Below are 18,785 nucleotides of genomic sequence, written 5' to 3'. Positions count from 1 at the left end.
TTTTGCCCTTCTTTGATAGAAACTACCAGGTTATAAAGATGAGGCTGTTCGGGGTTCCAGGTCAAGATATTTTTGACAATACCGTGTAAACAGGTGCTGTCTCCTTTGGGTTTACCAATCAATAGCTCTCCTACACGTACGCCTTTTAAAGTTCGGACCTCAGCCTGGATGATTTGCTTAGCAGCGGTATGCTTATTAAAAACGTCCAGTCTGATCTCTCCGTTCGCTTTGGCATCAACAGCGATCCTATCGATATAAGTTTCGGGTACAAGCTCGAGGTACACCGGGCGGTAGATGCCGCCGAATACCCAAAAATCACCATTGCGCTCGGCACGGTTCACGGAAGCATCCGCCGACATCTTGCTCACTTTTACTTCCAGCAGGTTATCGGCGCCAATGTTGACCAGATCGGTAATATCATACTTGAACCTGTAAAATGCCCCCTGATGGATTGGTCCCGCCAGCTTCCCATTGATCTTGACCTCGGTATCGGTCATCGCCCCTTCAAAAACAATGAACACGCGTTTGTGCTGTGCATGAGCGCCCAGTTTAAACGGATACTTATACAAACCTTCCTCGTCATGCTTCACCTTATCATGACCGTAGTTATACCCGCCGAAGCCCTGGAATTCCCAGTTGGAAGGCACAGGAATGGTCGTCCATTCCCCGCTCTTCCTGCCGCCGGTGCAGTAAAAGTCCCAGTCAACCGTGTGGTCTTTATCCGTTCCCGACAGGTATTGACGGAAGGTTTGGTAATCGTCGGGCTTATTGGCCTTTTGGGCACTCAAGGGACAAGCTATAAAGCAAAATAAAATGCTCAACAACAATTTATACATGATCTTATCGTAAACAGCTTAAATTAAATAGTACCTATCAACGGGGTAACATTCATGATCAATATCGATCCGCATAATCAGCATACCGTAGTTGTGTAATCCAAAATTGAAGTTACAGTTTTACCTTCATAATGTACACTTGGCGCATACCCGAATGTGTTGAATTGAACCCGATCATATCGCCTTTAGGACTCCAGCGGCAATGGATGTCCGCACGCCAGCCTGCTTTAAAAGCAGGGGGCTCAGGGAATGCCCCTAAATTAGTTATATCACCCGTTTTCATGTTCAGCAAAAAGATATGCTGGTTCCGGGTATCAGTATCCGGATAGGTATCGGTTACCATCCACTTTCCGTCAGGCGAAAAAGTGCCGTGACCGTCGCGGTCTTCCAGCTTACCATCGCCAAGTTTCACATAGTCCTGTTTGCCCGGCGTAAAAAGAATGTGCGCCCAATCCTTTGCCTGGTATAAAGCGGTAATCATCAGGCGCCCGTCATTGAGCCAGTCAAAGTGTGACCCTTCCCAGCCATCCGGAAAGCATCGTTGCAAATTGCTGCCATCTTTATTAGCGGTAAATGCGATCGTATTCCATTTAGGTACAGCCCTTGCAAGAAAGAAGAACTTTGAACCATCTCTGCTAAACAGAACATGTCCGATATATTCGATTCCTTCCTTTGTACTGATCTCAGGAACCAAATTTTTCAATTGAGCCAGCGAGATGACCAGTTTTGCCTTACCGGTTTGAAGGTTCAATAAAAATATTCCATCATCCTCCGGGAATTGTACCCCAGGCCTGGCATCCTGGCCGCCACCGGCGTATCCATAATCGGTTCGGGTAATGCGGAGCCTGGAAAAATTGATGCTGATGGCTTCCTTGCCATTTGATGATACCGCCGCTACCGGATAAGGAATAACTTTTAATTCCTTTTTTGTAAACACGTTCAAAATGATGGAAACGTAACGGCCCTCACGCATGTCATTATAAATAATTACGGAATCCGGATTGGTAGACAGCCAATGTGCCATACAGCCCTGTTGGAAATTCCAGGCCCGGGTTTGCGTTAAGGGGATAAACTTATTGGTCTTGAGATCAACCAGGCCCAAAGTAGCGGGTTGGTCCTCGGTCGGAATGTTAAACTTAACGTCTGTTTCAAGCACGGTCACATAGCGCTCGTTCTTGCTCCATGAATTAATACCATAATAGCTGGCGAATAAATGCTCTTTGTTATTCTCTGTTATTTGGATCGCGCCCGAAAGTTTAGGTGGCTTCGTCGGCTGAGCGTTGATAAGATTGGTCAGGCCCAACATCAGGCAGGCGAAAGGGATATTGTTCTTAAAAGTCATCATACAGGTTTTTAGTTTTGGTTATAAGAGGCCATCTCTCACCGAAATAGCAGATCAAAAGTATCCTTTAAGTAGACGTGAGTTTTGTACTCGGTTTGCAATCAATAGCATCATATTTGCTATCTCGAGATTAACTTGTTTTAATGGCTATTTTTATTTCCAAACTGATTGGTCTGGTGGTTTTGATGAGATGAATACTATCATTTAAGCCATATCTGAAATTGAGAAAAAAATGAAAAGAAGCTTACTTACCGTACTGTTTATCAGCAGCCATTGGTTAGCCATTCAGGCAAACGCGCAAGCAAAGACTAACGATCCAACAATATTGATTTTTAAAACGATAGACACCGTTAACTTAAGCCTTAAAATCTACCGGCCGGCGAATTTTGATAAAAGACTGACTTACCCTGTTATTGTTTTCTTTTTCGGCGGTGGCTGGAACAAAAGGAATGCTGATCAGTTTATTCCCCAAGCTCATTATTTTACAGATCAAGGTATGGTCGCTATTCTGGCGGATTACAGGGTGTATAATATCCATAAAACATCTCCTTTTGAAGCCGTTCGGGATGCAAAGTCAGCCATTCGGTATATTAAAATTAATCATAATCAGCTAAACATCGATACTAACCGGCTGGTCGCAGCTGGCGGCTCTGCAGGTGGGCAGCTGGCGGCGGCTTGTGACCTGACAAAACTGGATGAAGCAAATGAGGACTTGTCGATCAGTTCAAAGCCAAAGGCCCTTGTGCTTTTTAACCCGGTGATCAACAATGGCAGAGGAAACTACGGTTTTGGTCGGGTGAAAGACCGGTATGCCGAAATCTCTCCTTATCACAATATCACGAAGGGTGCGGCGCCTGCCATCATTTTTTCGGGCACGGCAGATACTATTGTCACTCCATCTGTACTACAACAATATCAAAAGCGTATGCAGGAATTCAATAACCGCTGCGAATTATATTTGTATAAGGACAAAGTACATGGATTTTACACCTATAGAAAATCCGGCGATAATGACATATTTTATGATACAATGGAGAAAACCACCGTATTTTTGAACTCTTTAGGAATAATAACCAGCATAAAATAGAAGATACTTAATTGCCAATATTTCGGTCAACCATGCACCTGTTTCTGGTACTTTTCCCGGTATAAAGTAGGGTTTATTTGCTTGATCAGCTTAAATTGTCTGTTGAAATAAGAAACGCTCTGATAGCCGCAGCCGTAGCCTATTTCAGAAATACTCAGATCAGTATTGATCAATTTTTTACAGGCGACACCCACTCTGATCTCATTCAGGCTATCAGACAATGTTTTGGAGGTTATTTTTTTGAAATACCTGCAAAATGCTGATGGATTCATGTTAGCGTATTCGGATACATCCGATAATGTGATGTCTTTCTCGTGATTCTGTATCAGGAAATTGTAAATACCTGTTATTTTTTCCTCTTCATTATGCTGACTATAAGATTGCGAAAATCCCTCCGATGCGATTTGAGTGTATGGTAATTCCGCTATCTGACATAAGATATTGATCAGGTCCAACACTTGGGACCAACCCGTCTTATGAACGATATTAACCAGGCTGTCAGCTATTTTTGATTCGCTTACCTTGGGAAACTTAAGGCCGCGATTTGATTTCAAAAGCATAGTTTTCACCATTCTCATTTCGGGCAGATCAAAAAAACCGGTGCCTAAAAAATCCTTTTCAAAGTGGATCAGTACCACTTTTGCTTTAAGAAAAGGATCATCCTGGTAATATTCCTTATCACTCTGCCAAAAATGAGGGAGGCCGGGGCCGACCAATACAAAATCACCGTTGGAAAATGAAGCGATATGATCTCCGATAAACCGGGTTCCATGATTTTCTATCGTATACAACAGTTCGTACTCCTTATGATAATGAAACTGATCATAAGTATGAGGCACCTCGGCATATCTGCTATAAAATGAGTTCTCGGCCGACTTCGTGTTCTTTTGCAGGAATTTAGGCTCCATTGTCAAAAATATGCTTGAAAAACGTTTATCGATTGGTTGAGAGCAAATATAGTGCAATATTTATAAATCAATCGAGATGGAGATCTAAAAATCGTATTTTAGATCATACGAAACCGGTCCCCCTCTTTCCTGTAATAAAAAAATACCGATCCAATCGGTAGGTATATATAGTTCTACTATTGGCAAAAATAATGAAAACCGACAATCTTATTTAAAGAGACATTTGCTGAATAGTTCTATCATGACAAAACAAGTTACCATCCGGCAGAAAGGACTGTGTAACAAAAACGCTATCCCGGCATTAACGCACCTATTATCATTACTTCCGGGTAACTCCTTTAAAAAATTATACAGTAACCTAGATAACAGGTAAAAAGAGCTAATAATACTTATTATACCAAAAAAATGAAAACTACACGGAGGAATTTTATTCTTACAACGGGCGCTTCGGTGATTGCTATGGCATCACCCGCAGTGGCCGGATTAAATAATCTTGTTCCAAATTATCCCAAAGTCGATGAACATCTCAATCTTTCATTAGTACGCAGAGATATTATGGCTTTTGGTGATGCCTTAATAGATAAAAACGGATGTTACGGAGCATTCCGGAGCAAATCCCGTCAGCGGCCGGATCTCTATTCCAGCCTCGACTTTGCTATTATGCGTCACATCATGGGCGAGGATTTCCGCTCAACACTGTCTAACCAGCAAAAAGAAGAATGGATCAATCACATTAATTCCTTTGCCAGCAACGATTTTGACAAAGCTACCGATGGCAGTTATTTCGACACCCATGGCCATTCGGCATTACACGCCAATGGTATGGTGGTAGGGGCGCTTAGCGCGCTTGGTGGCAAGCAGAAATTCCCGGTTAATTTATACAATAGTTTCAATACCGAAGATAAAATAGTGCCCTGGTTAGAATCATTAAACTGGAGTGAGCAATGGCAGGCATCGCATAAATTTTGGGGAGGGATGATCTGTTATAGTTTCAGTAAGCATTGCACCCCTGGCTGGCTCGATAAGGTTTTTAACTGGCTCAATTTAAATCTTGATGAGCAAACAGGCTGGTGGAAGAAAGGAATTGCGCATGCTGACCGCCATCAGCCGCTTGGTGGCAGTGTACATATTTTGCCATTATATGAACATCATAAACGTAAATTTCCTTATCCTGAAAAAGTTATTGATAGCGTCATTAAGCTACAATTGGATAATGGACGATGGTTGAAAACGGACAATACAAATATTATGCACTATCTGGAATTAGACGCGCTTTACGCTTTGCAATTAATGAGCACAATGGCCCCAGGCTACCGAATTAAAGACATTACAGTAGCGGTTGACCGGTATAGTAATGAAGTATTGAAATATTACACCGAAAGAAAAAAAGATCTGTACTCGCTTCACCCTCATCTGGTGCTGGCGGCAGTAGGGATATTCGGGTTATTGCAACGCCTGAATCCGGCAGTCTTTATAGATAGTATAGCCTGGACCGATATATTCAGTGATATTAAATTACACATGACTAAAGATGTTGAACGATTCTGATCTGCTATAAAATGAATTCTCGGCAGACTTCGTGTTCTTTTGCAGGAATTTAGGTTCCATTGTCAAAATATGCTTGAAAAACGTTATTTATTGAGGAAGGGCAATTATAGTGCAATATTTATGAATCGATGGAGATGAACATTTAAAAATCGTATTTTAGATCATACGAAACTGATCCCTCTTTCCTGTAATAAAAACGCCGATCAAATTGGTAGGTATATATAGTTCTACTATTGGCAAAAATAATGAAAACAGGTAAACTTATTTAGATAGACATTTGTCCATACACATTTTATACCGCTATTAAATACGGTCTATCATAGTGTTTACCAATAAACCGGGTCAGACCTAATCTGGCCGTAAGGAAACTTATTTATCTGCGTATCGAAATGAACATATACCCAAAAAAGATTTACATTATTTTATTTATAGTTTGCACTAACCTTTGTTATTTCGGCTTGTTCGCACAGCCGCCAGCGAACTGGCAGCAAATTGGTACCATCAAGTCCAAAAACAGCACTTCAATAAAATCGTCGAACTGGTTAATCGGTTGCGAAACTCTTGACCGGGATTATGCCGATTATGACGCTTATAAGACCTACCTGGATCCTTTAGGGATCAAGCGAATAAGATTGCAAGGCGGCTGGGCAAAAACAGAAAAAGTAAAAGGAGTTTATGATTTCCAATGGCTTGATCACATCATAGACGATGCCGTATCCCGTGGGTTACAGCCTTGGGTGCAACTGTCTTATGGTAACACCATTTACAATGGCGGCGGTGGCATTAATCTAAGTGCCGGGATCCCGTCATCGGAGGAAGGACTTGCCGCCTGGGATAACTGGGTGAAAGCGATGATGATGCATTACAAAACGCGTGTTAAAGATTGGGAGATATGGAATGAGCCCAATAATGTCAAAGAGAATAAGCCGGATATCTTCGCAAATTTCACCATCAGGACTTTGGAAATTATCAAGTCAATACAACCTGATGCCCGTATATCTGTACTGGCCATGTCGAAAATTGATGTCAAGTTCGCGGACGATTGTTTGAAGATCTTCAGCGCCAAGGGTAAATTGAGTTTAATTGATAACCTTACCTATCACGGTTACTGTAAAAATCCTGACGAGCATTATGCCTTAGTTGAAAAACTCAAGCTGGCTGTGAGCCAATATGCGCCTGTTCTGAAATTGAGGCAGGGTGAAAATGGCGCGCCTTCGATCGGCAATATGGGCGGAGCCTTATCTGACCATGACTGGACTGAACTTTCACAGGCTAAATGGGATACCCGGCGCATGCTCGGAGATCTGGGAAGAGATATCGAGTCAAGCGTATTCACCATTGTTGATATTGCCTACAACACCGACGGGCCAATTAAAAAATTGAATGTCAAAGGCCTGCTGGAATCCAATGCCGATAAAAAGGTAATTAAACAAAAACAGGCCTATTTTGCTGTGCAGCATGTCACATCCATATTTACCGATCAGTTAGCAAGAATCAGCGATTTCAATTATACGTCAACAGCCAAGTCTCCGGTTTCCGTATTTGCGTACAATAATAAAGCGACAAAAAAACAAGCGATAACCGTTTGGCAGGACACACAGATACCGGCCAATACCAACCAATACGAGTCAGTTGATTTTCATATCGCTAAAGGGAATTTTACTACCCCGGTTTATGTCGACCTAGTTAGCGGTAAAGTTTTTTTAATACCATCAAACCAATGGAAAAAAAAGGGAAACGCCTATACATTTTCAAAAATACCAGTATATGACGGACCTGTTTTAATAGTTGACCAAAGCCTTTTGTCTATCGACAAATGAACGCCTGTCTATAAAGCGTCGGCCGGAAGATTCAGACCCCAATTATAATATAATCCAATATTGTGAAGAAAATTGATACAAACGTTTTACTAACTACTGCCATTTCCCGGGAGTTATATCACGATGTAGCCAAGCAGCTACCGGTGATCGACTACCATAATCATTTAAGCCCGGCAGCCATCGCGGCTAATAAAAGGTTTAAAAACATCACCGAATTGTGGATCTACGATGATCAATACAAACATCGGTTAATGCGGATAAACGGTATCAGGGAAGCCTGTATTACCGGGGACGCAACTGACGAAGAAAAATTCAACAGTTGGATGAGAACATTCCCTAAAACAATGGGAAATCCCTTGTATCATTGGTCTCAATTGGAACTTCAGGCCATTGTCAGCCCTGAAGTCGATTTTTTTAGTACACCAGTCTCCGATCTGTGGAATCAATGTAATGACCGTTTAGGCAGTGGCGGACTGGGTGTGACGGACATTTTAAAGAAGTGGAACGCCGAAATACTTTGCACTTCTGATGATTTACTGGACGATTTGGAACCTCATCAGGCCGCCACTGCCATTAGTGATGTCCGTGTTTTTCCGTCATTAAGAAGTGATTCGATCCTTCATATTGATTCAACTAAGTTTCCGGAGTGGTTAACAAAACTGGGCGGATTGACGAATACCACAATTACAGATCTTGACAGTTATCAGCAAGCGATCAGGCTGAGACTCGATGTCTTTCAAAATGCAGGATGCGTATTAACCGACCACGCACTGGATTCGGGATTTACCTACCAATCGGCTTCGCAATCCGAAGCAGAAGCTATTTTTAAAAAGGTGTTAAGTCGGGTTTCACTAACTGACAATGAGCTCATTCAAATCAAGTCTTACCTGTTTAACTTTTTAGGGCTCGAATACGGGAAAAGAAGATTAACGATGCAGTTACACATCGGAGCGCAACGTATGACCAGTTCGCGTCTTTCTCAGATTGCGGGAAAATATGGCGGGTTTGCCACCATAGGTGACCCCTGTGATATCAGCAGTATCTGCCGCTTATTGGATTCGCTGGAATGTAGCGGCGCTCTGCCAAACACCATACTGTATACGCTTAATCCGTCAGACAATGAACGGATGGCAACCCTCACCGGGTCATTTGCTGCTGACGGTGTATCCGGTAAAATTCAATTCGGTCCCGCATGGTGGTTTAATGATCATTATGATGGCATAATCAGGCAACTGACAGATGTAGCCTCTTATGGTTTATTGAATTCTTTTATCGGAATGACCAGCGATTCACGGAGCTTCCTTTCCTTATCCCGGCATTTTTACTTCAGAAGGATATTGTGTGAATTACTCGGTTCATGGGTGGGCAAAGGTTTGCTGCCGGCTGAGATCGACCCGTTGAAGGACTTGGTACAAAACATTTGCTATCACAACGCTAAAAACTTAATAACCAAAGGAAATATATCATCATGAAAGCACATCACAAAGCAGCTGTTATCACGGGGGGCGGTGGGACTTTATGCTCAGCAATGGCGAGATCCCTTGCATCGCAGGGGATTAAAGTTGCCTTACTTGGACGAGACATTGACAAGCTCAAAAAGGTTGAGGAAGAGATCGTGACCGCTGGAGGGATAGCGATTTCTGTAAGTGTTGACGTGACCGACCAAAAGGCCCTAGAAAGGGCGCTGGTAGAAATTACCGAGAAGCTGGGGGTAATTTCAATCCTGATCAATGGCGCAGGTGGAAACCAGACCGAAGCGATCACAACGATCAATCAGTTCGACTCCAAGGAATTAAGTAATAAAGATCCGGCTTTCAGGGGTTTCTTCAACCTGGATATGGACCGTTTTTTTGATGTGATCAAAACAAATTCCATGGGCTCGATCCTGCCTTGTTATGTTTTTGGGCGGGCAATGGCGGGCAATGGCGGCGGCGTGATCATCAATATCGCTTCGATGAGTAGTTTCCGTGCACTGTCACGGGTTGCGGCATACGCTTTTGCCAAGGCTGGGATCGTTAATTTCACGCAATGGCTGGGCGCATACCTGGCGCCAGCAAATATCAGGGTAAATGCGATCGCTCCCGGCTTTTTCTTAAATGAGAGAAGCACTAAACTTTTGACTACACCGGAAGGTGGTTATACCGAGCGGGGGCAATCGATCATCAACTTAACGCCCATGCGAAAATTCGGCACGGCGGATCAACTGATCGGAACCATGAATTATTTACTGGATGATAAAGCATCAGGCTTTCTAACTGGGGTGACCATTTCTGTCGACGGGGGTTTTTTGGCATCCGCAGGGATATAGTACAAGCGTGTTCAATCAGGATTTCTTTCTAATCGTGTAGGTTTCATCTCGTTAGTTGTCCGCTATGATCAACACATGTTTAAGTGCCTATAAAAGAACAAATAACGTCACAATAATTATGAAAATTAAACAGCTGCTTCTTTTCTGTATTTCTTTCCTGATGCTTCAGGGAACCGGTTTCGCTCAAGAAATATCGACCACCGGACTAACGAAATTGGTTCTTAAAAAAGGGCTTCAACATGCTGAACTTGATCTTTATGCAGGATCATTGTTGTTACATGGAATGAGTGAGTTCGCTGTTTTGCCAGGAAATGATTCCTTATTAAATCAGGTCATCGGGACCTATCAAAAATTTGGAACAGGCGCAATACGGTCAAAGGGCAATTTTATTTCTTACGAAGCGGGTGGTTCCGGCGCGGCCTATCTCTCCTGGCGGGGTGCGACCGGTCAATTGGACAGCCAGGTACTCGCAACTGCGGCCAAAATGGTGAGATCACAAAAACGTACCTCTGAAGGTTTGATGACGGCAAGTTCCGCAAAAGACGACCAGATCTTTATCGACGTCGCCTTCGCCGTTACCCCCTACCTCCTGTACTCGGGGCTAAAAATCAAAAACAACCAATACATCGATCTGGCTGTTAAGGAAACATTGGATCTTTTCAGGATATTAAAAGACAAAAAGACCGGCTTGCTCCACCAGGCAAGAGGCTTTAACGGTGCCGGCAGCATATCTGATGACAACTGGAGTCGCGGGAACGGATGGGGAGCGTTCGCGCTTGCCATTTTAGTAAGAGATCTGCCCCTCAATCATCCTAAAAGAAAGGAGGTGGTCGAATTGGCGCAACAGTTTTTTACCGCGGCGCTTCGTTATCAAAACAAAGATGGCCTGTGGCACCAGGAAATGACAGATCCCGCTTCTTATGTTGAAACCTCAGGCAGTGGATTACTGCTCTATGGCATCGGTATTTTATTAGAAAAGCAATTACTTGACCTAAAGTCCCTTAAAAATTTCAAACTTGGATTAGCCGGATATACCTCGTATATCGGCAGCGATGGCTCCGTCAGCAATACCTGTTTTAGCTGCCTGGCACCTGGCAAAGGAACTAAGGAAGATTATATCAACAGGGGTTGGGTTTACAATGACCGCCATGCTTTTGGCCCGGTTGTACTGGCCTTTGCGCAAGCTGCAAAAATGGGAATTGATAAAATCACTCCACTAAAAAGAATGGGACTGTTTTCTTTGGTCGATTCACCGGATAGCCCGAGAACCTATGTCATGCAGGCAAGAGGTGTTGATGTCGCATGGGAAAATGATCGCATAGGTTTTCGCGTCTACGGCGGCCCTACGGTAAGAAACAAGGTTCGCAGCGGTATTGATGTTTGGGCTAAAAAAGTTGAATATCCCGTGCTTGAAAAATGGTATAAATTAAATGCTGCGGGAAGCGATTATCATATCGACCGCGGGGAGGGCTGCGATTTTTACCATATGGACAAGAGGCTTGGTTGCGGTGCGCTCGCGATATGGATCAATAACAAACCGTATGCCTCCGAAACCTACGATTCTTATAAGATCACAAAAAATCAAAATGACAGGGTCGAATTTGAACTCGGATACAACAGTTGGGATGTGCCGGGCTTAAAAGTTCAGGAACTGAAAAAAGTGGAAATGCAAATGGGTACCAATATGTTTAAAGTTACCAGCATTTTGAAAAGTGATCAGAATGTTGAACTGACGGTTGCGATCGGGCTATCCACTTTTGGCAAGCCTGAAATTTATCGGAGTAAAGAACTGGGGACCTTAACTGTTTGGGAAAAAATGGATACCGCGAACGGCAGCCTGGGAACTGCTGTAATGGCCAATAAAACGCATATAGTAGGCTTTGCGAATTATGAGGGAGATGAATACATGCTCATTAAAACAATGACCAATACCCCCTTTATTTACTATGCCGGCGCCGGATGGGAGAAAAACAAAAACTTTCCAACATCCGCAGACTGGAAAAGTTATGTGGAGCAAAAATCAAAAAGTACCGAGTTTTGATCAGCACATCAAGTTAAAAAAAGATATGAAAAAAAGGATCATTATATTTTCAATCGCGTTGTTTTCAACTTTTTATTCCAATGCTCAGCACATTCTGCAATCGCCTGAATATATCAAAGCATTAACCAGTGAGTGGAAAGGCGAACGATTCCCGGATGGAAGACCGAAAGTATCAGACGCGCTGCTGGAGCGATTAAAAAAGATCACCTTAGAAGAGGCCTGGGCCGAGTTGATCGAATTAGGATACCCAAACCAATATGAGGGAGAATGGAACCATCTTCATGAAGGGGATACTTTGGCCATGACGGGCAGGGGAGTTACGGCACAATTTATTCCTACGAGACCAGACCTGGACAAACAAGTGCGGGAACAAGGCAAGATCGAAGGTCATGATTACACCCGTGCCACCACGTCATGGACCATTAAAACTTTAGTGGAAGGCGACATTTATGTCGGAGATACCTATTTAAAACAAAACCTGGGGACCTTAATAGGTTCTAACTTAGGAAATGGTGTTTATTCACGTACCCACAGGGGTATTATTTGCTATGGGAACGTAAGGGACATGGAGGATCTCCGAAGAATAAAAGGCTTCAATGCCTGGATCAAAGGTTCCGATCCTTCTTATATGCGTCAGACCATGTTAATTACCATCAATGCGCCGATCCGCATCGGTCATGCTACGGTTTTACCGGGGGACGCTGTATTGGCAAAAACAGATGGGGTTCTTTTTATACCCGCACATTTAGTTGACCATATTGTCTTAACTGCTGAGGTCACGGAGCTATTCGACATTTTCGGGCAGCAGCGGATCAAAGAAAAGATCTATACCGCTGGCGAAATTGACAGCAAATGGACGGACATTATAAAGAAGGATTTCAGGAACTGGACAAAGACCTACACAGGGAAAATGCCCATGACGCGTGAAGACCTGGAAAAATACCTGGAAACAAGAAATTTTTAGGTTTTGAGCATTTTGAAATAGAAGCATTTTTGCGGCACTCGGTATATCCTGTCATTAGTGGGCAAATATAGTTCTACTATAGGCAAATAAAATGGTAAGTAATTTAAGGAAGGTACAATACATTTGTATGCATAACCAATTAAACAGGCATCACCTGTATCAATCTAAACATCGATGAAAAGTCTGCAACAACTTGACTATCTGGCGATCGTAGTTTATATGCTGCTTATGGCAGGTATCGGGCTCTTTCTTGGAAAGTTTGTCAAAAATATCGGTGATTATTTCAAAGGTGGGAATTCGATCCCCTGGATCTCCGGCGCGATCAGCAATTTCATGACTAAATTCAGCACGTTTATTTTTGTCGCCTATGCAGGAATAGCCTATACCGACGGAATGGTTGCTGTTACGTTGATCTGGAGTACCGTATTGCCTGCGCTGGTTGGTGCTGCAGTTTTTGCAAAGCGCTGGCGCAGGGCAGGTATCATTACCCCGATGGAATACCTGGAAACAAGGTTTAGTCCGCTGATCCGCCAGGTGTTTTCATGGTCTGGTGTAGCGTTTAAGATACTGGACAATATGGTCAGACTTTACGCCCTGGCTCTTTTTGTCAAAGCAGCCACCGGAATAACGCTTGAAGTATCCATCCTGTCCTGTGGTATGATCGTGGCCCTTTATACCATAGCCGGTGGGCTTTGGGCCGTCATTATTACAGATGTCGTTCAATTCGTGATCCTGATCGTGGCCACATTGATTTTATTCCCCTTGACCATCAAAGCCGGAGGAGGCCTTCAACATATCATGCAAAGCATCCCGGAGCACTTTCAATGGTTCCATGGGAAGAAAGGGATGCCGCTTTACATCATGGTCTACTACATCATGATCCTGATCAAATATAGCGGAAATTGGACATTTATTCAACGTTTTTACAGCGTAAGGGATGAGAATGCCGGAAGGAAACAAGCGCTGCTCAGCGCCGCTTTCTTTTTTATTTTTCCTTTTATATTCCTCTTTCCATCTATCGTAGCGAAAATGATCATTCCGGATCTGGTTAACCCGGAAATGGCTTACGTGAGCATTTGCCTGAAGCTTTTGCCCCAGGGCATTATGGGCTTGATGGTGGCGGCGATGTTTGCGGCCACCATGAGTGTGCTTAGCGGAGAATATAATGTGACCGCCGGCGTCCTTACCAAGGATATCTATCAGCGCGTGTTTAAGGCAGATGCCTCCGATAAAGAATTGCTATGGGTTGGCAGGCTGATGACATTGCTTTTAGGAGGCTTGATCACCGTTGGTGCATTGTTTGTCGGTGGCTTCGGCGGCGCCTTTGAGGCCAATAAATTGTTTACCGGTCTGTTTGCTCTTCCCATGACCATTCCCCTTGTTTTGGGCATCATTCTCAAAAAGCCGAAACCTAACGGTGCACTGATGACCGTGATCATAGGTATTATCACCGGACTGGTGTTAAACTCCATGACATCAATTAACTGGGAGACCGGCACCCTGATCGAAATGGTGATCTGTGTGGCTGTTTTTCTGATTAGCGGCTTGTCCATTGATAAGGATAAAGCCTATAGAAACCGGGTTAACGCCTTTTTTATAAAACTAAAAACCCCTTTGACTGAAGCGCAAAAGCCGGTAGAGAACTGGGGGTTTCAGCGTTCAATGAACCGCTTATACGGAGTCGCATTGATGGTGGTCGGCTTCTTATTTATGGTCATGAGTATACCTTCCTTATCCAATACCAGTGGCGTTTGTTCTTTCGTGGCCGGCATCATCTGCCTGGTCTTAGCAGTGGTCATGTGGTTTTTTAACAGTAAAAACAAGCCGGCAGTCCGGCCTGAAAAGTGACATTGATGTCTCCTAATCATTTGATATGAAACTTAGTTTTTTATTTTTTGGAAATAAGCCTGATGAGAAATGGATGCTGGCACGTCAAATGGGTATCCGGAATGCGATCGTCAAGCTCGCCCCGGAATTGACGGGTGACCTGCCCCCATGGGATTTTGATTCTTTAAGCCGGTCGAAGGCCATCTTCAACAAATATGGATTTGATATGATCGGATTCGAAGGAGACCAATTTGACATGACACGTATCAAACTGGGATTAGACGGGCGGGATGAAGATATTGAGAAATACAAGCTAATGCTCCAAAATATGGGCCGGCTCGGTATCGGGCTTCTTTGCTACAATTTCATGGCGACCGGCTGGTTCAGGACCAACAAACAGCTCTCAGAAAGAGGGGGTGCTTTAGTATCCGGCTTTAATGCGACGGACGCACAAAGCCTTCCTGATACGCCTTACGGCAAGGTTTCGGCGGATAAAATATGGGAAAATTATCGCTACTTCCTTAACCAGGTTTTACCGGCAGCTGAAAAGGCGGGCGTGAAAATGGCCTTGCATCCCGACGATCCCCCGGTGCCTGTATTGCAAGGTATCGGGCGCATATTCATTAGTGCGGAGTCGGTACGAAGGGCTCTTCAACTTTCCAAAAGCCCCGCTCACGGATTGACCTTTTGCCAGGGAACCTATGTTACCATGGGTGAGGATATCAAAAAACTCATTCATGAGTTTGGTCATAACGGGAAAATATATTTTGTCCACATCAGGGACGTTGTCGGCACCGCCGACGATTTCAGGGAAACATTCCATGATAACGGCCCAACCGATATGGTCGAAATGTACCGGGCTTATCAGGAGATCGGCTTTACGGGAGCCATCCGGTCAGACCATGTACCGACAATGGCCGGAGAAAACAATAATGAACATGGCTATGAAATGAAAGGTAATTTATTCGGAATCGGATACATGAAAGGAATTATGGCGGCTTTAAATATCAACGAGGATTAATTAAAAAATATAAACTATGAGTGTCGATCAGTATAAAAAAGAAGTTGGGATGATGAACCTGGAGCAGTTGATCAAAGCCCGTGAAAGCAGGTCTGTTGTAGAATTTCCGATCCCTGAAAAAGAACTGTTGCTTCGTTTTGAGAAAATGTATACCGGAGCTATCAACGATGTATTGCGTGAGTTTTGTTTGCTTAATCAGGCATTACCGGGCCACATCATCCCCCTGCGGGAATACAGGACCGTAGCAGGCTTCGCTTTTACCGTAAAAAGCGCGCCTAACGCCATCGTAAGCGGCGAAATGGAGTTTCGTACACAAATGCTGGATGCCATGCACGAAGACAGCTTTGTGATCTGGGATACGACCAATGATGCCAAGGCTACCTTATGGGGAGGCGTGATGACCGCCACAGCAAAAGGAAAAAAGGTAAAGGCCGCATGTATTGACGGTGGAATACGGGATACACACCAAATATTAGAAGCCGATTTCCCTGTTTTTTACAAATACCGGATCTCCAACGGCAGCCTGGGCAGGTGTCTGATCACCCATTACCAGGTTACGCTTCAGATCGGCGACGTCACCGTAAAACCGGGCGATATCTTGCTGGGCGATATTGACGGTGTGTTGGTCGTTCCCCGGGACATTGCCTATGATGTACTGGTCCGGGCGGAGGAGATCATTGAAAATGAAAAGAAGATCTTCGGTTGGGTACATGCCGGAAAAACGGTGCAGGAGATAACAGAAAACGGAGGATATTTCTAATAACTAACTTGATTTTCTTACAAGACCATGATGAATTTACGCTTTAAGTACGATCAATATGAACGATAAATCCAACACACTATCCAGAAAGAACTTTCTGACGATGGGTATCACCATGGCAGCTTTACTGGCTTTGCCTAAGGGCTCCTGGGCGCAAGACATCGCCCTGACGGGAAGTGATGCTGACCGGATAGAAGAATTGCTAGCGCAAATGACGCTTGAAGAAAAATGTGTTCAGTTGGCCAGCCAGTTCCCCAATGCAAATGTACGCCTAGGTATTCCGAATATGGTCACCGGCGAATGCCTGCACGGATTAATGTACAAGGACGCGACCATGTTCCCGCAAGCGATAGCCTTGGGAAGTACCTGGGATACCGATCTGATCGAACGTATTGGCACCGTTATCGCTATCGAAGCGAGGGCATTAGGCTTTCATCAATGTTACGCGCCTATGCTGGGCGTACTGAGAGATCCCCGATGGGGGCGCTCAGAGGAATGCTATGGGGAAGATCCGCATTTGGTTTCACGGATCGGGGTCGCCTTTATCAACGGCCTCCAGGGTAAAGATCGGCAACGGTTTGATCAGGATCATATTATGGCTACAGCTAAACATTACCTGGCTGACAGCCAGCCTGAGGCAGGCGCAAACGGTGCTGCGATGGACGTTTCTGAATATACCTTAAGAACGGTTTATTTACCTCCTTTTCGCGCCGCTGTACAGGAAGCCCATGTGGGTAGTATTATGCCCGCCCATCATTCGCTAAATGGTGTCCCCTGTCATGCCAACCAACATATTTTAGTGGAAATACTCAGAAAAGAACTGGGTTTTGAAGGAATTATCGTATCGGATAACAATGATATCAAGCACCTGAATGATTATTTAAAATATGCCGGAAGTACAGTGGAAGCAGCGAAGCTCGCTTTGGAAGCGACAGTCGATATGGAATTGATCATCAACGCGGTATGGGCAGAAAAGAAGTTATATGGTCCACCTTTAGTGGAAGCAGTTAAAGCCGGCGCGATACCCGTTCAATTGGTTGATAACGCCGTTAAAAGGGTGCTAAAGGCAAAGATAATGCTGGGCCTGTTTGAGGATAAAACGTTGATCGATAAAAACTATGACATACTTGCCCGCGGGTATAACGAAAAGGCGATACCAACCAACAAAGAAAAGGACTTAGAAGACACGATAAAATTTAAGCTGTTCAATAAGCCGAAGCCCGGTGCAGCCGGCGTCTTGAAATCACCCGGGCATCGGGCACTGGCGCTTGAATCCGCCAGAAAGGCCATCATTTTGTTAAAAAATAAAAACGATCTTTTGCCCGTCAGCAAGCAGCAGGTAAAAAACATCGCTGTTATCGGGCCGAATGCGAATGAGGTAGTCATGGGCGGGTATTCGGTGCCATCGGAAAAATACACTTCGATCTTTGAGGGTATAAAACGGGCAGCCGGCGCTGGTGTCACCGTAAGATATACAGAAGGCTGTAATATGCTGGATAACTCAACCAAGGGATTTGAACCGGCAATGAATTTGGCTAAGGCGGCAGATGTGGTGGTACTGGCGTTAGGACAGTCAAGATTGGTCGCCAGGGAAAATCTGGACAGGGATGACCTCACGCTTACCGGGGGGCAGCAGCAATTGGTCGAAAACATCGTGAGTTTGGGTAAAAAGGTGATCGTCGTCCTATTACATTGCCAGCCTCTGGCGATCAACTGGATATCGGAACATGTGGACGCCATCATCGATGGCTGGTACCTGGGTCAGGAAACGGGCAATGCGATCGCTGACGTAATTTTTGGACAGTATAATCCTGGCGGGAAGTTAACAGTGACCTATCCGCGCAACGTTGGTCAGGTACCATGCTATTATAACCAGCTTCCCTTGAGCAGGGCAAGAAATTTGTTTCAAGCTGATAAAACCCCGCTATTCCCTTTCGGATTTGGATTGAGCTATACACAGTTCAGCTTTTCAGATCCTGTTTTGAGCGAAAACAAGATAAAACCAGACGGGACAACTACTGCAACGGTGACGGTCACCAATACCGGAAAGGTCGCAGGTGACGAAGTTGTACAACTTTATTTGTCAGCCGTCTATTCGAAACCGGTGAGGCCGGTCAAAGAATTAAAAGGATTTCAGCGTATTACCTTGAAGGCGGGGCAGTCGACCACTGTGAGTTTTAAGATTGGGCCTGACGTTTTAGAATGCTGGAATGACGGGTGGATGGTGTCCAGGGGGCAATACCAGATTATGATCGGCAATAGTTCGGTCAATACAAAGAACGTTGGCTTGACGGTGATTTAGCGCATCCGAAGCTGATCGCTC

The 18,785-nt window shown here is 44.3% G+C and carries 14 protein-coding genes; 11 read left to right on the top strand and 3 right to left on the bottom strand.

Features of this window, described 5'->3' with window-relative positions:
- The coding region (locus tag AC07M6_RS21940) for a sugar-binding domain-containing protein (protein WP_494893179.1) at positions 1-788 on the bottom strand (788 nt) is incomplete at its 3' end.
- 160 nt (positions 789-948) lie between these two features.
- Positions 949-2,181, bottom strand: a complete 1,233-nt coding sequence (locus AC07M6_RS21935; RefSeq protein ID WP_494893177.1) for a TolB family protein — start codon at positions 2,179-2,181, stop codon at positions 949-951.
- Positions 2,182-2,410: 229 nt separating this feature from the next.
- Between AC07M6_RS21935 and AC07M6_RS21930 the strand changes: the two genes are divergently transcribed.
- Positions 2,411-3,265 (top strand): alpha/beta hydrolase, encoded by an 855-nt coding sequence (locus AC07M6_RS21930; protein WP_494893175.1) that lies wholly within the window; start codon positions 2,411-2,413, stop codon positions 3,263-3,265.
- Positions 3,266-3,291: 26 nt separating this feature from the next.
- Here the strand turns inward: AC07M6_RS21930 and AC07M6_RS21925 are convergent, their stop codons facing one another.
- On the bottom strand, positions 3,292-4,173 hold the full coding sequence (locus AC07M6_RS21925; protein ID WP_494893173.1) for an AraC family transcriptional regulator: 882 nt from the start codon (positions 4,171-4,173) through the stop codon (positions 3,292-3,294).
- A 405-nt stretch (positions 4,174-4,578) separates the two neighbouring features.
- On the opposite strand from AC07M6_RS21925, the gene AC07M6_RS21920 reads away from it, so the two are divergent.
- From AC07M6_RS21920 to AC07M6_RS21875, 10 genes are all read left to right on the top strand, one after another.
- A complete protein-coding gene (locus AC07M6_RS21920; RefSeq protein ID WP_494893171.1) occupies positions 4,579-5,721 on the top strand; it encodes a hypothetical protein in 1,143 nt (380 codons plus the stop codon).
- A gap of 389 nt (positions 5,722-6,110) precedes the next feature.
- Positions 6,111-7,541, top strand: a complete 1,431-nt coding sequence (locus tag AC07M6_RS21915) for a GH39 family glycosyl hydrolase (protein WP_494893169.1) — start codon at positions 6,111-6,113, stop codon at positions 7,539-7,541.
- A gap of 62 nt (positions 7,542-7,603) precedes the next feature.
- Entirely contained in the window at positions 7,604-9,013 is a 1,410-nt protein-coding gene (uxaC, locus tag AC07M6_RS21910) for a glucuronate isomerase (protein ID WP_494893167.1), read from the top strand.
- Complete coding sequence (locus AC07M6_RS21905; RefSeq protein WP_494893165.1) at positions 9,010-9,849, top strand: SDR family NAD(P)-dependent oxidoreductase; 840 nt, start codon at positions 9,010-9,012, stop codon at positions 9,847-9,849. Before uxaC ends, AC07M6_RS21905 begins: the two co-directional genes overlap by 4 nt.
- Before the next feature lie 118 nt (positions 9,850-9,967).
- Complete coding sequence (locus tag AC07M6_RS21900; RefSeq protein WP_494893163.1) at positions 9,968-11,890, top strand: DUF4861 family protein; 1,923 nt, start codon at positions 9,968-9,970, stop codon at positions 11,888-11,890.
- 25 nt (positions 11,891-11,915) lie between these two features.
- On the top strand, positions 11,916-12,854 hold the full coding sequence (locus AC07M6_RS21895; protein WP_494893161.1) for an RraA family protein: 939 nt from the start codon (positions 11,916-11,918) through the stop codon (positions 12,852-12,854).
- Between the two features lie 174 nt (positions 12,855-13,028).
- On the top strand, positions 13,029-14,702 hold the full coding sequence (locus AC07M6_RS21890) for a sodium:solute symporter family transporter (protein ID WP_494893160.1): 1,674 nt from the start codon (positions 13,029-13,031) through the stop codon (positions 14,700-14,702).
- Between the two features lie 25 nt (positions 14,703-14,727).
- The gene (locus tag AC07M6_RS21885) at positions 14,728-15,702 is read left to right on the top strand and encodes a mannonate dehydratase (RefSeq protein WP_494893159.1); all 975 of its coding nucleotides are present in this window, start codon (positions 14,728-14,730) and stop codon (positions 15,700-15,702) included.
- A 16-nt stretch (positions 15,703-15,718) separates the two neighbouring features.
- Positions 15,719-16,462 carry an RraA family protein gene (locus AC07M6_RS21880; RefSeq protein ID WP_494893158.1) on the top strand — a complete coding sequence of 248 codons (744 nt, stop codon included), beginning with the start codon at positions 15,719-15,721 and terminating at the stop codon, positions 16,460-16,462.
- A 58-nt stretch (positions 16,463-16,520) separates the two neighbouring features.
- Positions 16,521-18,764 (top strand): glycoside hydrolase family 3 N-terminal domain-containing protein, encoded by a 2,244-nt coding sequence (locus tag AC07M6_RS21875; RefSeq protein WP_494893157.1) that lies wholly within the window; start codon positions 16,521-16,523, stop codon positions 18,762-18,764.
- Positions 18,765-18,785 lie beyond the last annotated feature (21 nt).

Source organism: Mucilaginibacter sp. GW821-FHT07H05, assembly GCF_059418485.1.
The sequence above is the reverse complement of the archived record's forward strand: the minus strand, read 5'-3'. Positions and strand labels throughout refer to the sequence as shown.

What these genes read in the sequence shown, in the direction of transcription:
- AC07M6_RS21935 (WP_494893177.1), bottom strand. Translation starts at nt 2,181, where the DNA reads ATGATGACTTTTAAGAACAATATCCCTTTCGCCTGCCTGATGTTGGGC.
- AC07M6_RS21930 (WP_494893175.1), top strand. Translation starts at nt 2,411, where the DNA reads ATGAAAAGAAGCTTACTTACCGTACTGTTTATCAGCAGCCATTGGTTA.
- AC07M6_RS21925 (WP_494893173.1), bottom strand. Translation starts at nt 4,173, where the DNA reads ATGGAGCCTAAATTCCTGCAAAAGAACACGAAGTCGGCCGAGAACTCA.
- AC07M6_RS21920 (WP_494893171.1), top strand. Translation starts at nt 4,579, where the DNA reads ATGAAAACTACACGGAGGAATTTTATTCTTACAACGGGCGCTTCGGTG.
- AC07M6_RS21915 (WP_494893169.1), top strand. Translation starts at nt 6,111, where the DNA reads ATGAACATATACCCAAAAAAGATTTACATTATTTTATTTATAGTTTGC.
- AC07M6_RS21905 (WP_494893165.1), top strand. Translation starts at nt 9,010, where the DNA reads ATGAAAGCACATCACAAAGCAGCTGTTATCACGGGGGGCGGTGGGACT.
- AC07M6_RS21900 (WP_494893163.1), top strand. Translation starts at nt 9,968, where the DNA reads ATGAAAATTAAACAGCTGCTTCTTTTCTGTATTTCTTTCCTGATGCTT.
- AC07M6_RS21895 (WP_494893161.1), top strand. Translation starts at nt 11,916, where the DNA reads ATGAAAAAAAGGATCATTATATTTTCAATCGCGTTGTTTTCAACTTTT.
- AC07M6_RS21890 (WP_494893160.1), top strand. Translation starts at nt 13,029, where the DNA reads ATGAAAAGTCTGCAACAACTTGACTATCTGGCGATCGTAGTTTATATG.
- AC07M6_RS21885 (WP_494893159.1), top strand. Translation starts at nt 14,728, where the DNA reads ATGAAACTTAGTTTTTTATTTTTTGGAAATAAGCCTGATGAGAAATGG.
- AC07M6_RS21880 (WP_494893158.1), top strand. Translation starts at nt 15,719, where the DNA reads ATGAGTGTCGATCAGTATAAAAAAGAAGTTGGGATGATGAACCTGGAG.
- AC07M6_RS21875 (WP_494893157.1), top strand. Translation starts at nt 16,521, where the DNA reads ATGAACGATAAATCCAACACACTATCCAGAAAGAACTTTCTGACGATG.